This is a genomic window from Pseudoalteromonas sp. Of11M-6 (assembly GCF_022347905.1).
GTDB lineage: Bacteria > Pseudomonadota > Gammaproteobacteria > Enterobacterales > Alteromonadaceae > Pseudoalteromonas.
On the sequence record NZ_JAKRFW010000060.1, the window covers coordinates 1 to 13,653 of the forward strand.

Below are 13,653 nucleotides of genomic sequence, written 5' to 3' on the forward strand. Positions count from 1 at the left end.
AGGTTTATCTTTTGCTTCTGTTAATGCAATGGCGGGTGAAGACTTCGCAGCGCTAGATACAGATCAAAGCGGCACAATCAGCATGAGTGAAGCACAAGCACACACTGCACTTGCAGAGCAATTTAAAGCGCTAGACGTTGATGCAAACGGCGAGCTAAGCGAAACAGAATTCGCAAACTTTAAAGGCTAATTAGAGCTCGAGAAGTAGATTTACCGCGCAAGGGAGTGACAGAGGAAAAGGAACTGATGTCAGGGAGCAGGGAATAGAGTTCAAAGATTATGATTATTGTTGAGTTATTTGGCAACATTACTGATTTGTTCAACTAAGCGCCTTTTTTCGGGCAAGTTTAAACAAACTGGTATAAAGGAATACTTACAGCGAGGCATCGCTATCAGAATCTTTGAGCTCCAAATTGAGAGTTTGGATGTCATTAGGGAAGTAAAGTGAAGGATCATAGTCGGTAAGAGTAAGGCGGTTATTCGCACCGCACCCAAAAGCTTGGCTTAATAGCCAAGCTTTTTTTGTTTTTCGTTATTTTTTTATGCTCAGCGAGCCGCAAACGCCCATTAAGACGGCGAGTATTAATATAGAGTGAAACTTGATTGAATAGATAACATTAAGTCACGCTTAGATATTCTTTTTCCCCTAATCGAAAGTCTGATAAACCTGCTTTAGCCATGTAAAAGTTAGCTTCTAGCTTTATTTAACGTTACAGTCGATCTAAACAACAACTCCAATTCAGTTGTACTAGCATCATAAGCGTAACTTTATTACGCAAAGAAGAGTAACATTGGCTAGACGAGGAAGCGGTTTAAGAACTGCAATAAAGGTTGTTAAAGCAATCGACAGAGCTAGTAATCAAGCTGCTCGTGAAGCTCAACGTAGAGAGAAAGCTAGGCGACACTCCTCTTCCGGTTGCTGTCAGTATAAATGGTGCTCTACATAAAAATCACACCTCAATCTACCCAGCAAGTCGCTTTTACTTATCGAAACTCCATGCCAATTAAAGTGCTACCTTTAAAAATCTAGCACTGCGAAGTAGGAGATGCTTTACGCAGCGATTTTTGTGTTTTTATGTTTGATGGTTAGTCCTAAGTCGCCAATTAGGTGGTATAGATATATACGCTGCTAACTCAAAACGTATTCAACGCTATAAAATGGGTAAACTAGCAACTCAAAACAAAAAAGTCGCCCGAGGGCGACTTGGAAACGTGACATCATGTAAAAACAGGGAGAAGAGACCTCAATCGATTATTTATTTTCGATGAGATTGCCTTTGCCAATTTCAATCTTTCTCGGCTTGAGTGCTTCTGGAATTTCGCGCTCAAGGTCGATGACTAACAGGCCGTTTTCAAGTCCTGCGCCAATCACTTTGACGTGATCGCCAAGTTGAAATTTACGCTCAAAGTTACGCTCTGCGATACCTTGATGGATAAATTTACGCTCAGCTTTGTCTTCTTTGTTTTGCTTTTCGCCTTTCACTGTCAGAGTATTGTTTTCTGACTCAAGGCTAAGCTCTTGCTCGGTAAATCCGGCAACAGCCATGGTAATTTGGTATTTGTCTTCACCGGTGGCTTCGATGTTATATGGCGGAAAGCTTGGTTGCTTTTCGTTGCGTGATGCTGCATCCATTAACTGTGCTAAATGGTCAAAACCGATGAATGAACGATAAAGTGGAGATAGGTCTACTGTACGCATAATTTGTATCCTCATAAAGCGATCATTAAGCTATTTATTGCTTCTATTAAAGCCAATAAATAGCATATAAAACATTTACTTAGTTTGGGTTGGGGCCCTGTCGGCGTCCTCACAATACTATCTATGGACGAGGCAAATATTTTTCAAGAAACTTTTTTAAAAAAGTTTTTATTTACCTGAATTTTATAAGATTCTTTTTCAAGAAAATTGTCTTTGCAGGTAAAGAAGCACCATCTGATGCCTCTTTTTTATTGCGTCATTTAGGACTTAAGTTTTGCTGTCTCAACATAGAGACTTGATCAAACCCTATTCCCCAGTCGTCAGTTTCAACTTCTTCTATAACGACAAAAGTAACATGTGGCGCTTTATCAAGGACATCCACCATAAGCTGAGTTGCACCTTTTATTAAGGCTTGCTTCTGAGCAGGTGTAACGCCTTCCTTCGTGATTTTAATATTGATGATTGGCATTGGTTATCTCCTACAGATCATCATACATTTTGTTGACGATACGCCATTGTCCATCTTCTTTAAGTAAACCAATAAAGTCGATATAGTGATGTTCAAACAGTGGGCAATACAGCTTGACCATTGCTTGATGGTTTACAACATCCACCGACAAAATACGGTAATTAAAAGCAGCGCTTTGGCTTTCGGGCGTTTGTCGAGATGAAACCAAATCTAGCCACTGTGATTTGGTGCGCCTCATTCCTGGAGCTTTGAGCACCGCGTCAACGTGGAAAACTGCATCCAACTTTTTAATATCTCCTTGGTGTAGCCCGTCAAAATATTGTTGAATAACCGCAGTTACTTTGTCTAAATCCTGTAGTTTGAAAATAGGCTTAGTCATATTAAGCTCATGCGTCTGTACTGTGTGCTTGTTCAGCTGCTATCGAGGCGATAAAGCTGGGCCTTGCTTCAACTGCAGCTAACATTTTGCTGACTTTTTCTGGAATGATAATGTCGACTGGAAAATAGGCGCCCCAACGCGCATATACAGCCAGCATGATATCCGCAGTGGAAACCTGATCGCCGCCTAAAAATGATTGCTGCGCTAACTTTTTCTCGACTAACACCCATAATTCGTTGATGGCAACCGCTGCCGCTTCTAAAAATGGCTGGCGTGCATGCTCATCAGCGATTGCGCCTGTGGCAAAAAACAGACGATTGTAAGCCGGGTGCATAGTAGCATTGGCAAACAGAATGTTTTCTATCGCTTGTTGCTTTTGAAGAACATCAGCTTGAGGAAGAAGGTTATTTTCGTGTTTATTGAGTAGATAAAGTAGGATTGCAGCGCCTTCTACTAAGCAGTTTTCGCCATCGTTAAGAACCGGGATTTTACCTGTTGGGTTAATGGCTAAAAAGTTATCAACACCGCGTTTGTCAACCAGTTCGAAGGGTTGTTTTAATTCTCTTAATATGACTTGCGTTGCTAGCGCACAAGCACCTGGTAAGTAATATAACGTATACATAATGGTTTTCCTCATTTGCTTCTTGGCTAAAAGACAAGCTCAGTGTATAAACTAGATGTTGTTTGATATATAGCTACAATGAGAACTAAGAGTTCATATAGTGGAAACAATAATCAAGGAAAGTATGAACAAGCTACGAGCGATAGAAATGTTTGTAAAACTGGCTGAGGTACGCAGTTTTACTCGTGTTGCAGAGCAATATAATACATCCAAATCCATGATCAGTAAGGAGATCAGCCGACTAGAAGCTGAGCTTGGTGCGCGGCTTATACATCGCACCACGCGCAATTTGCAGCTCACGCATGTGGGAGAAGGCTATTTGCAGCGTGCTAAGGATATTCTCAATAAGTTAGAGGATGCAGACACCTTCATACAAGAGTCGCAGCAAGCACCAAAAGGTAAGCTAAAGGTGAATGTGCCAATGGTGCTTGGGATCACTGACTTGGCAGCAATGTTCGCCGATTTTATGCAAGCGTATCCCGATGTCGACCTTGAAATACATTTAGGAGATGAGGATATCGACTTAGTAGAACAGGGATTCGATTTAGGTTTTCGGGCTTCCAGTCGTCCGTTTGACTCAAGTTATATAGGAAAAGAAATTACTCAATTTAGCTATCATGTATGCGCCTCACCACAATATTTAGATAGTCACCCTGCAATCGAATCAGCACCAGATTTAATTCATCATAATTGTTTTGAATACAGCTATTCAAAACGCAAGAACTTATGGCCATTAGACGAAGGTGTGCGAATAAAAGGCTCCCTTAAAGTGAACAATGTCCTTTTTATGTTGCAGGCAATTAAAAGCCATTTGGGAATAGGGGTTTTACCTGAATTTGCCTGTAGAGAAGCACTTGAAAAGGGCGAGGTAGTTAGTATTTTGCAGCACGCTGACAAGCCAACGCTAGCCTTATATGCACTGTATCCCGCACGCCAATTTGTGCCAGCCGCGGTACTTCAATGTATCGAGTTTTTACAGGCTTGGTTTAAGCGTGACGGGCACTGATTGTTAAGCAAATAAGGTGGTTTACATTTCTTCATTACTTTGCCACATTAACTACTGGTTTAGATGATGGAACAATCAATGAAATGTGATAAACAAAATGCCAATCGAAAAATAGGTCTGGGGCTGGCTATCGGCGCAGGAATTGGCACAGCCGTGGGCGTTGCATCTGGGCAAATCATGTACACCTTACCTATCGGCATTGCGATGGGAATATTGATTGGACGTAAGTATTTTTAATCTAATGAGCTACTCGCTACGTATCTTTGCTTTTAATTAGGGGAAGGTTAAGCAAGTGCAATTTAGTGACTCAGAAATTTCTAGGATCATTGAAATGGCGTGGGAGGATAGGACGCCATTTGAAGCTATTGAGCGACAGTTTGAGCTCAGTGAACCTAAAGTGATCAAATTGATGCGTTGTAGCCTAAAACCCGGTAGTTTTAGGCTATGGCGGCAACGAGTAAATGGCCGTAACACTAAGCATATTAAACTTAGAAGCAAAGCGGTCAATCGCGGATATTGTAAAACCCAATACAAACAAAGGTAACGCGTTATCTAGACCTTTGGGTATTAGTCTTTGCTTTATTGAAGGTCGCTTGCAAGTAAGCCGAATAGTGCAGAGTCTGAGACTTCACCAGCAATTTCCCAGCGAGCACGTAAGTGACCTTCTTTAGTAAATCCAAGTTTTGTTAGCACTTTGGCTGAGCCGATATTAGCAGGATCAATTTCAGCTTCAATACGCCTCAACTGTAGTGTTGAAAAAGCATAGTTAATGAGTGCAGAGCCCGCTTCTTGAATGACACCTTGCCCCCAGTGAGATTTGGCAATACCAAAGCCAATTTCGGCGCGATGTGACTCTTTATCCCAGCTAAAAAGTAAACATTTACCAATTAATGTTTCATCACTTTTCGAAACAATGGCCAGTGTGATCGCTTGTTGTGTAGTCAAATCTTCATGTGATTGCTTGATAAATTGCGTTGCATCGTCAAGGCATTCCCAAGGTGGCGTGTTCCAATAGCGCATGACGTCTGCGTCTGAGAATATGGCAAATAGCGCTTCGGCGTCTTGTGAGGTTAAGGGTCTAAGTGTGAATCGCTCGGTGTCGAGTTGGATTGTAGTTAATTGCAATATCTTTTTTCCTTGATAAAAAAGGGCGCAAATTCGCGCCCCTAAACAATAAGCTGCTTGCTTACTTATTTATTTGCGTCTTTAACGGCTTTTAGCTTCGCAGCGTGGTCAATTTCGTAATCTGGCATGTCTTTTTTGCCTTCGATTAGGTAGTTGTCCATCCAGCGCATCAAGCGCAAGCTGTAATCGTATTGAGCCGCAGCTTTGCGGTTACCGTGGCCTTCGCCTGGATAGTAAACTAGACGTACGTCTTTACCTTGCACTTTCATATAGCGATATAGCTCCATAGACTGTGCTGGGTGTACTCGCGGGTCATCTTTACCATGCATAATGAGTAATGGCGTCTTTGATTGACCAGCCCAGTAAATCGGACTGCGCTCTAGGTACCACTGCCACTTATCCCAAGGGTAAGAGCGAGCGTGCACTAAGTACATTTCGTTTGAGATATCGGTAGTACCAAACTTAGATAGTTGGTTTGTTACCCCAACAAACATCACGCTTGCTGCAAAGTGTTCGGTTAGTTTTGTAGCACCCCAAGCTGAGGCATAACCGCCGTAAGAGCCACCAGTAATACCAACACGCTTAGTGTCTACTAAACCGGTATTGACTAGGTATTCTTTCATATCTACTAAGTCGTCAAACTCTTTACCTGCGTAGTCGCCTTGGCCAAGTTTTGAGTAATCAACGCCTTTACCTGTCGAACCACGGTAGTTTGGATAGAATACCGCATAGCCGCGTGCTGCGCCCATTTGACCCGGATCTGAATAGCTCGTGAGCCAGCCATTCTTATCGTGGCTTTCAGGGCCACCGTGCACCGACATGATCAGTGGATAACGTGTACCTTCTTGGTAATCAAGTGGATAAATTAATACGCCACCAATTTCAACGCCATCGCGGGCTTTGAAGTTAATAGCCTCTTGTTTTGCAAACCGTTTGTTGTCTAACCACGGGTTTGAGTTTGATAGACGAGTTGCCTTGCTTGAGCGGATCACAAACACTTCATTTGGGTGCTTAGCGGTATTTGCACGTAGGGCAATGGTTTTGTCTGAGTCAGAGATAGATAGATTCGATGCGATAAACTTACCTTCTTTGATAAGTTTCTTGTATTTGTTTGAGCCAACTTTAATTTGGCCAACAAAACTCTCAGCGCCGACGTTTGCGACAAAAGTCAGCTGGTTTTTGCGGTTTGACCACTCAAAATCACCGATGTGACCCATAAAGTTTGGGATCCACTCTTCTACTTTGCCGCTTTGTGCATCGGCAAGGTATAAGCGACCAGTTGCCGGGTCATGCTTGTCTTCAGCGCCTAAAATCGCGATGTATTTACCATCGTGAGAAAACTCTGCGGTACCAAGCTTACCTTCTGTTTTGAACGAAGTGGTAATTTGTTGTGTTTTCGCATCAAGCACATGCCATTGTGACTTCATATACTTGTCATCAATAAGCGCTGTTGGCTGGGTTTTTACCAGTAATTTAGAGGCATCATCAGCCCAGTTGATTTCACTAACATAGCCTTCGATGTTCAGTGCCGCTGGAGTTAGCGGTTTTTCTGATGCTGCAAGATCAATGATATGAAGCTGTTTGTTTTTTAAACCCAGTTCATACACTTCAGCCATAAAACCAAGCTTTTTCAGCTCTTTTTCTGACTTATCGGCAGCTGGCATTGCAAGGATTGCAACCTGTTTGCCATCAGGGCTTAGGCTATAAGCCGAGATCCCAGTTCCTTTTAGTGAAAGCACTTTCTGTGCTTCCCCACCGTTTACCGCGATGCGATAAAGGGCGCGTTGCTTGTCTTCTTTTTTCTTGGTTAGGAAATAAATGAACTGACCGTCGGCCGACCAAGAGATGCTTGAGATGCTCACTTTACCGGTGATAAATGGGCGCTCTACACCTTCGTCGTCAACCACATAAAGTTCACTGTAATTAGAACCATTTTGGTCAACGTAAAGCTCGCGCGGTACCGAGCGAGTAAAAGCAACGAGTTCGCCGTCAGGACTCACCGACGTTGAGCTTACCGATTGGATCTTTGGGATGTCTTCAATAGTGATGGTATCGCTTGCGAGGCTTGCAGCACTGGTGAAGCCCATTGCTAAAGCCAAAGCAGACTTAAGTAGTTTCATTATTTATCCTAAATTTTCATTCACTTGTTGTAACTTCAAGATGAAGTTTTTAGGCATTCTACTTGTCACCAGAATAAAAACCAATGTTTGCGATTAATTGTCGGTTAAGTCTGATAAAGCAAAACCGTTATCTTTTATAGGCCAAAATTCAGCGCGCCTGAATAATCAGCCTGAAACGGCATTAGATGATTAAGTGCATACGAAATGTTGCCTTTGTCATCCATGATGTAGATAGAAGCACCACAGTGTTTGCAAAAACCATGCTCTTGGATGGTTTGAGCTTTCGAATGCGGCACCACAAATCGTTCGAGAGATTTACAAGGGTTTTCGATCAGACCGTGAGCCTGAATAAACTGCACACCAGTGCATATTTCGTTGGCTGTTGTCGTGGTGAAAATACGATAGTGGATCTGGCCGCAGTGGCACGACGTGGTGATCATGTTGATGTCCTTTGTTTTCTTTTGAGTTAAGTTTACTTTTTATTTTTAGTTAATATATATTCATTTGGTGTAAAGACTTTTTCCTAAGAGGAAATAATGAGAAAGGAATACGATAAACTTCACTTACTTAAAATATTATGTTGTGTCGCTGAGCAACACTCCTTCAGTCGAGCTGCAGAGCAGCTCGGTACCACGACTTCAGCGGTGAGTAAATCGATAGCGCAGCTAGAGTCGTCTTATGGACAAGTACTTTTAAATAGAACAACCCGTAAACTCGCCTTATCTGATGCCGGTAAGTTGGTGTACGAAAAAGGGAAAAAGATCCTTCGCGCGCTACGCGATTTGGAAGAAGAAGTCGAACAGGTTGGAGTGCATCAATCTGGTCACCTAAAAATAACCTTTCCAAATACGATAGGGCGTATGCTACTGAGCCAAATTTGTATCGATTTTCAAAAGCGCTATCCGCAAATAAAGTTAGAGCTGATGTTTACCGCAGCAAATCAGGATTTAATCGAAGATGAGATTGATGTGGCGTTTAGGCTCTCAGCTGCACTCAAAGACAGTCAATTTTATGTCTTGAAATTAATCAATATAAACTCGACTTTTGTTGCCACGCCTAGCTATTTAGCGGCGCACGGGAAGCCCGAGCAATTAGACGAACTGAGTAGGCATAACATGTTGTTATCTAAACTAAACCATGTTGAAGATAGTTGGCATGACGGAACTAGAAGCTATGCTCTGCAAGGTAATTTGATAGCGAATAGTCGCTTTCACATTCGAGAGGCGGTGTTGGCCGGATTGGGGATTGCCATGCTACCGTCTTATTTTTGCCAACGAGATATCGATTCGGGCGCTTTGGTTGAGCTGTTTCCCGAGCAAAATAGGCCCCAAGTTACTTTGCATGCCATATATAAAGTAAAACGAGAGCACTCTGCAAAGCTAGATTTATTCTTAGGGTTTGTACAGTCGCAATTATCATGCAAATCAGAATTGGTATCTTAGCCCTGCGTAGTAGCGCCGACCATTCACATATACCCCTGTTGGTGCGTACTCATTGCGGTCATAGGTATAGATTTGTTCGTCGGTTAAATTAATAAACTCAAATTGTGCATCAAGGTTATCACTTAATTTCACCGTGAGGCTGCCGTCTAACTGACCGTAGTTATCCATCATGGTCTCGCCTACACCGGTGGCAAACTGGGTTCGATAATTATAGCTAAGCCGTGCGCTAAATTGGTGGTTCTCGTAGTAAGCGGTGAAGTTAGCGCTGTGTTTTGAGGTGCCTGGCACTTTGTTCTGTAAGCCAACGTCAGCGTTGTCACGTTCTCCATCAACATAGGTGTAATTGGCGATTAACCCAAATCCGTACGCAAGTGTCTGCTGGTAGCTTAGTTCAACGCCACGGATACTGCCGCCAGCGCCATTACTGGGCCTATCGATAGACATCAAAATACCTTCATGACGCTCAAGCTTTCGCTCAAACTCAATAAAAGACTCCACATCTTTGTTAAATAAGGCGATTGAGGCGAGTCCTGCATCGTCAAAGTACCACTCAAGGCTGGCATCAAACTGCGCCGCTCTATATGGATCTAAGCTGGCGTTACCACCTTGTCCTTGAGCTTGGGTCACGTTGTAATTAGTTGAGGGCATAAGGTGATGAAATTGCGCTCGTGACATGACGCGCGCAACGGAAAAACGGCCAACCAGACTTTCGCTTAAGTCAAACTTGATATTGGCGCTGGGTAGAATATCGATGTAATCCCGAGATTCTTCATGCCAAACATAGCTGTCGGGTGCTTCGATGGGGGAGGCGACACGTTTAAATGCGGCAGAGTCTTGAAAGGTTTTGACCACCCGTACCCCAATGTTGGCTGCATAGGATTCACCAGCGAGTTGCATTTGACCGTAAGCGGCGGCGGTTTTTTCTGTAATATGAAATCGACTGGCTTTTTCTATCTCTTGTTCAAAATTGAGCGTATCGAAGTCTTTGGCGAGCAGTGTAATATCGGCATAACTGTAGTTTTTTAAGGTGTTTGCACTACCTACGCCGCGCAAATAATCATCCACAAAAGTGCCCGGATAGGCGGCCAGTGTAGTGCCAAGCTCGCCGGCTAGACCATCAAGCCCTCCATCTTTTGAGCGATAGCGCAAAAAGTCCCGTTGATGGTCCTTGAGTTTAATGCCAAACTTAATCGCGTCGACCTGTTTAAAGTCGATATCGTACGCAAAATCGGCTTGCGCGAAGTATGATTTATCTTTGCCATCTTGGCTGTCATTTCGAGCTTCGGTGATAAACCAACTCGCCGCATCTAACGGAGAAGCCCCATAACTTGCGATGATGTTTTTTCGCATTGATGTATCAACATGAAAACGGGTGTTAGCAGAAAACTGTGACGTGACGTCTTCTTTGGTGCCACCTGAGCCGTGGCTTAGACCCACTTGAAACTGGCTTGACCAATAAATGCCATCATAGACTAAGTCTAGATGAGCACTTTTAGTGCTGATCTGCGAGTCTCGCCAAATGGCTTCCATGCTGGTATTGAACGGCGCTGCTGTGGGTAAATAGTGGGCGCTCACCAAAGTACCATCTTGTACTTGTAAATCGGTTACCCCGCCGCCTAGGTCAATAGACTTTGCACTTTGCCAGAGAAAGTTTTGATTGTTGTTGTCTGCGTTTAGATGAGAGTAAAGTAAGTGACTATTTAACCTAAGCCGTGGGGAAAGCTGAAATGCGGCATTGACTGTATAAGCTTGTAACTCTCTTTGCTGCTGAAAAATCGCGGAACCCCCACCTCCTGGAAACCATAACGTCTGGCTTTTGTCTTGTGGGGTCTGCTGGGTGGCATACCAAGTATCATCATCACCTTGGTATAATGTTCTATCGTGCCACCCCCACGATTCTAGGCCGTCGCGTCTGAGGCTGCGATCTCGTCGTGTTGCGGTAAAAAGTACAGCATAGTCGCCAGTTTCGCTATGGTAGTTATAAATTGCAGATAATTGTGGGTCGAGTTTATCGCTCAAGTCACTGTATTGGAACTGGGCCGTTACAACGCCATAGCCTGAAGGCGTAAGCAGAGGGTCGCGGGTTTTTATATTGATTGCACCACCTAACGAACCTTCATCCTGCATAGCTTGTGGTGTTTTGAACACCTCAAGGCTAGAGACGATTTCACTGGGTAATAAGGTAAAATTAAAGCCTCGGCTTGGCTGACTTGAGATCCACCAATCAGCGGAGGCGAGATATTGACCATTCAAATAAGTTCTATTTTGCTCGGGGGTTGTGCCTCGCACGCCGATCCGCTCACCTTCACCTTGTGCTCGAGAGAGTGAAATACCGGTGATCCGTTGCAGCGCCTCTGCGACGTTTTTATCTGGAAACTTACCTATGTCTTCAGCACTGATCGTATCTGAAACTTGTTGATTGTGACGTTTATTACTGAGAGACTTGACAACGCTGTCATGGAAGGCGCGGATTTCGATGCGTTCTATGGTATTTTCAGCTGTCTGATTTTGCTCAACGGCATAACTTGCAGCTGTGATAAAGAATACGCTACAAGAAACTGTTCGGATGAGAAATTCTGACATTGTGCTCAACTTATAATACGAGTAAGTTACCTTTAGTTGATACTCATAATACGCTTTTATTACGAGCCTAACCATAGTTTTACAAATTTTTAGTAGTTGATGGTTGAAAACCTAGAAAAACGTTTTTTAATCAATGAGATACTTGTCGACCTGAGCAATTTATCTGTGTGTGTTGACGGTTCTTGGAGAAGCATCGAAGCGAAGCATGCGGCATTATTGCGTCTATTGATTGCTAACAAGGGGCAGGTTGTTACCAGAGACGCTATCTTAGATATCGTATGGCCCGGTACTATCGTCAGTGATAACTCTGTTAGCCAGCTGGTAGTACAGCTACGTAAGCTGCTTGGTGACAGTTCTAACGAGCCAAAAATAATTAAAACGGTACCACGCCTAGGTTATCAATGTATTGCACAAATTGAAAAAGCCCCGACGCTACTTGAGCAAGTAGAGGAGCTGTCTCGTGGGCGTGGCGCACAATTTGCGCTGCTCGGGTTTTTTATGGGTCTTGTGGTGACTTTGCTTGGCGTTTTTATTACCAAGCAGTGGCAAAGTGACTTGCAACAGCAGCCCGTCACAGCAACTCGGATCACGTCCTCACCGGGTGCTGAAGTCTTTGTGCGCTTTTCTCCAAATGGTAACTATTTAGCCTACAGTTATTTAGCTGAGGGAGCCGATCAATTTGATTTGGCGGTCTATGATCTTGAGACCAAAACAACCCATACGATAAAAAGCAGCGGTTATAGTGAAGAGTCAGCAAGTTGGTCTTTAGATGGTAACTGGCTGATTTATTCGCGCTCGGATCCGGTTTCCTGTGAAGTACGGGCGTTACACGTTAAAGGTCCAATAGAAATGTGGCGACTAGCGCGCGATAGCGTGCTAGGCAGCTGTAATAGTGCACAAGACTCAGCGCCTTGGCTAGAATATCGAGCGGGCCATTTTATCACTAAGTCTTGGGATAAAGCTGGGACCTATTTGCAATCTGTAGCGGTCACTTTTGCGGATAATCAACCTAAAGTGCTCAACACCACGGCGTTGCCTATTCGCGATGTAACACATTATCAAGTTAACCAACAAACGCTGTTGTATCAGGTAAAAGAGCAGGGCGTTTATCGGCTTAATCTGGGGCAACTTGGGGACCTTGAAAGCCAAACCACCACACTCTCCAAGCAGTCTTTTTCGGCATTGAGTCATGGTTATGAGGACGATACGGTTATTATCGCCAAACAAAACTTGAGTGTACTTAAAGGTCGTGAGCAACAGTTATTATACTCCGGATTTGGTGCGATATCTGAGATTGATGTCAATGCGAACTTGCGTGCTTCGGCGCACACTGAGGGCGTGGCTGAAATTAACTTTTATCAGCTTGCTGTAGACGCACAAAGCGAAGCACAGCAAAAGCAGTTGACGTCGCCCGCTCGAATGGACCTACTTGCCGCATTGTCTGATGATGGCGCACATTTTGTGTATGCCTCGGTGACAACCAAAAATAATGATGCGCCACAATTTGAGCTGTGGCATAAACATGCTTTTCGGCCGACGTCGAGTTTGCTTGGTACGATGCCGCTGGGAGAAGTGCCTATTTTGCTATTGCTGTCGCCTAATAACGAATATCTCGCCGTATTATCAAAGTCGCACAAAGTGTATTTAATAAGCTCTTTTACTAAAGAGGTGAAAAAAGTAGTTGATAACTTTGCCGAAATTGCCGACTTGCATTGGTCACAGGATGGTAGAAACCTGTATTATCGAGCGAAGCTCTCGGCGGAAGCAAAATGGCAGGCATGGCAATTTACCGTATCTCAAGGGCGCAGTGAGCAACAACCTCTGGTAACGCACTCACCTGATTTACCTCTTACTCAAAAGAACCCTAGCTTTGTGGGGTATAAAGAACAAGTTAGGGAATACCTAATTACTGCGCTCACTGAGACATTTGATGTAGAGCAGTTACGTGGGTCTTTATCTCTTTATCAGCCTGCAGTATATCGAGATGGGGTTTACTTTGTACTGAAAAGAGGCCACCAATTGGTGCTTTATCGTTATTTAAGTAGTGAAAACAAGGTCGAAGAAATACAACCAATTGGGTTACACCTTTACGCGGGGTTTACCGAGTTACAGGTATTATCAAGCTTTGATGGCAGTCAGGTAGTATTCAATCGGATCAACAACTATGAAAGTGACATAGTATTACTGGAGTACGGTGACCGATGAAGA

General features: G+C 43.6%; 14 protein-coding genes. 6 read left to right on the forward strand and 8 right to left on the reverse strand.

The window, feature by feature from the left end; genetic code table 11:
* The coding region (locus tag MHN32_RS20750; RefSeq protein WP_239422685.1) for an EF-hand domain-containing protein at nt 1-190 on the forward strand (190 nt) is incomplete at its 5' end.
* A gap of 1,062 nt (nt 191-1,252) precedes the next feature.
* On the opposite strand, the gene MHN32_RS20755 is transcribed toward MHN32_RS20750, so the two are convergent.
* The 4 genes from MHN32_RS20755 to MHN32_RS20770 form a co-directional block, all read right to left on the reverse strand.
* Entirely contained in the window at nt 1,253-1,699 is a 447-nt protein-coding gene (locus MHN32_RS20755; RefSeq protein WP_010379331.1) for an Hsp20 family protein, read from the reverse strand.
* Between the two features lie 256 nt (nt 1,700-1,955).
* Complete coding sequence (locus tag MHN32_RS20760) at nt 1,956-2,168, reverse strand: 4-oxalocrotonate tautomerase family protein (protein WP_095728319.1); 213 nt, start codon at nt 2,166-2,168, stop codon at nt 1,956-1,958.
* A gap of 10 nt (nt 2,169-2,178) precedes the next feature.
* Nucleotides 2,179-2,547: a nuclear transport factor 2 family protein gene (locus MHN32_RS20765; protein WP_174169420.1), complete on the reverse strand. Its 369-nt coding sequence runs from the start codon at nt 2,545-2,547 to the stop codon at nt 2,179-2,181.
* Nucleotides 2,548-2,554: 7 nt separating this feature from the next.
* Nucleotides 2,555-3,169, reverse strand: a complete 615-nt coding sequence (locus MHN32_RS20770; RefSeq protein ID WP_239422686.1) for a glutathione S-transferase family protein — start codon at nt 3,167-3,169, stop codon at nt 2,555-2,557.
* Nucleotides 3,170-3,293: 124 nt separating this feature from the next.
* Here MHN32_RS20770 and MHN32_RS20775 point away from each other — a divergent pair, with 124 nt between their 5' ends.
* From MHN32_RS20775 to MHN32_RS20785, 3 genes are all read left to right on the forward strand, one after another.
* A complete protein-coding gene (locus MHN32_RS20775) occupies nt 3,294-4,175 on the forward strand; it encodes a LysR family transcriptional regulator (RefSeq protein ID WP_239422687.1) in 882 nt (293 codons plus the stop codon).
* Nucleotides 4,176-4,253: 78 nt separating this feature from the next.
* Nucleotides 4,254-4,412, forward strand: coding sequence for a hypothetical protein (locus MHN32_RS20780; protein ID WP_019647622.1), 159 nt, complete (start codon nt 4,254-4,256; stop codon nt 4,410-4,412).
* A 55-nt stretch (nt 4,413-4,467) separates the two neighbouring features.
* Nucleotides 4,468-4,719 (forward strand): TIGR03643 family protein, encoded by a 252-nt coding sequence (locus tag MHN32_RS20785; RefSeq protein ID WP_343224420.1) that lies wholly within the window; start codon nt 4,468-4,470, stop codon nt 4,717-4,719.
* A gap of 35 nt (nt 4,720-4,754) precedes the next feature.
* Here the strand turns inward: MHN32_RS20785 and MHN32_RS20790 are convergent, their stop codons facing one another.
* The 3 genes from MHN32_RS20790 to MHN32_RS20800 all read right to left on the reverse strand — a co-directional run bounded on the left by MHN32_RS20790 (nt 4,755) and on the right by MHN32_RS20800 (nt 7,860).
* On the reverse strand, nt 4,755-5,300 hold the full coding sequence (locus MHN32_RS20790) for a GNAT family N-acetyltransferase (RefSeq protein ID WP_239422688.1): 546 nt from the start codon (nt 5,298-5,300) through the stop codon (nt 4,755-4,757).
* A gap of 65 nt (nt 5,301-5,365) precedes the next feature.
* Complete coding sequence (locus MHN32_RS20795) at nt 5,366-7,420, reverse strand: S9 family peptidase (RefSeq protein ID WP_010604264.1); 2,055 nt, start codon at nt 7,418-7,420, stop codon at nt 5,366-5,368.
* A 134-nt stretch (nt 7,421-7,554) separates the two neighbouring features.
* Nucleotides 7,555-7,860 (reverse strand): hypothetical protein, encoded by a 306-nt coding sequence (locus MHN32_RS20800; protein ID WP_010604263.1) that lies wholly within the window; start codon nt 7,858-7,860, stop codon nt 7,555-7,557.
* 96 nt (nt 7,861-7,956) lie between these two features.
* Between MHN32_RS20800 and MHN32_RS20805 the strand changes: the two genes are divergently transcribed.
* Complete coding sequence (locus tag MHN32_RS20805; RefSeq protein ID WP_045989301.1) at nt 7,957-8,862, forward strand: LysR family transcriptional regulator; 906 nt, start codon at nt 7,957-7,959, stop codon at nt 8,860-8,862.
* Here the strand turns inward: MHN32_RS20805 and MHN32_RS20810 are convergent.
* Nucleotides 8,845-11,445 (reverse strand): TonB-dependent receptor, encoded by a 2,601-nt coding sequence (locus tag MHN32_RS20810; protein WP_239422689.1) that lies wholly within the window; start codon nt 11,443-11,445, stop codon nt 8,845-8,847. The genes MHN32_RS20805 and MHN32_RS20810 overlap by 18 nt on opposite strands.
* A 99-nt stretch (nt 11,446-11,544) precedes the next feature.
* On the opposite strand from MHN32_RS20810, the gene MHN32_RS20815 reads away from it, so the two are divergent.
* Nucleotides 11,545-13,650 carry a winged helix-turn-helix domain-containing protein gene (locus tag MHN32_RS20815; protein WP_227387778.1) on the forward strand — a complete coding sequence of 702 codons (2,106 nt, stop codon included), beginning with the start codon at nt 11,545-11,547 and terminating at the stop codon, nt 13,648-13,650.
* Nucleotides 13,651-13,653: the final 3 nt, after the last annotated feature.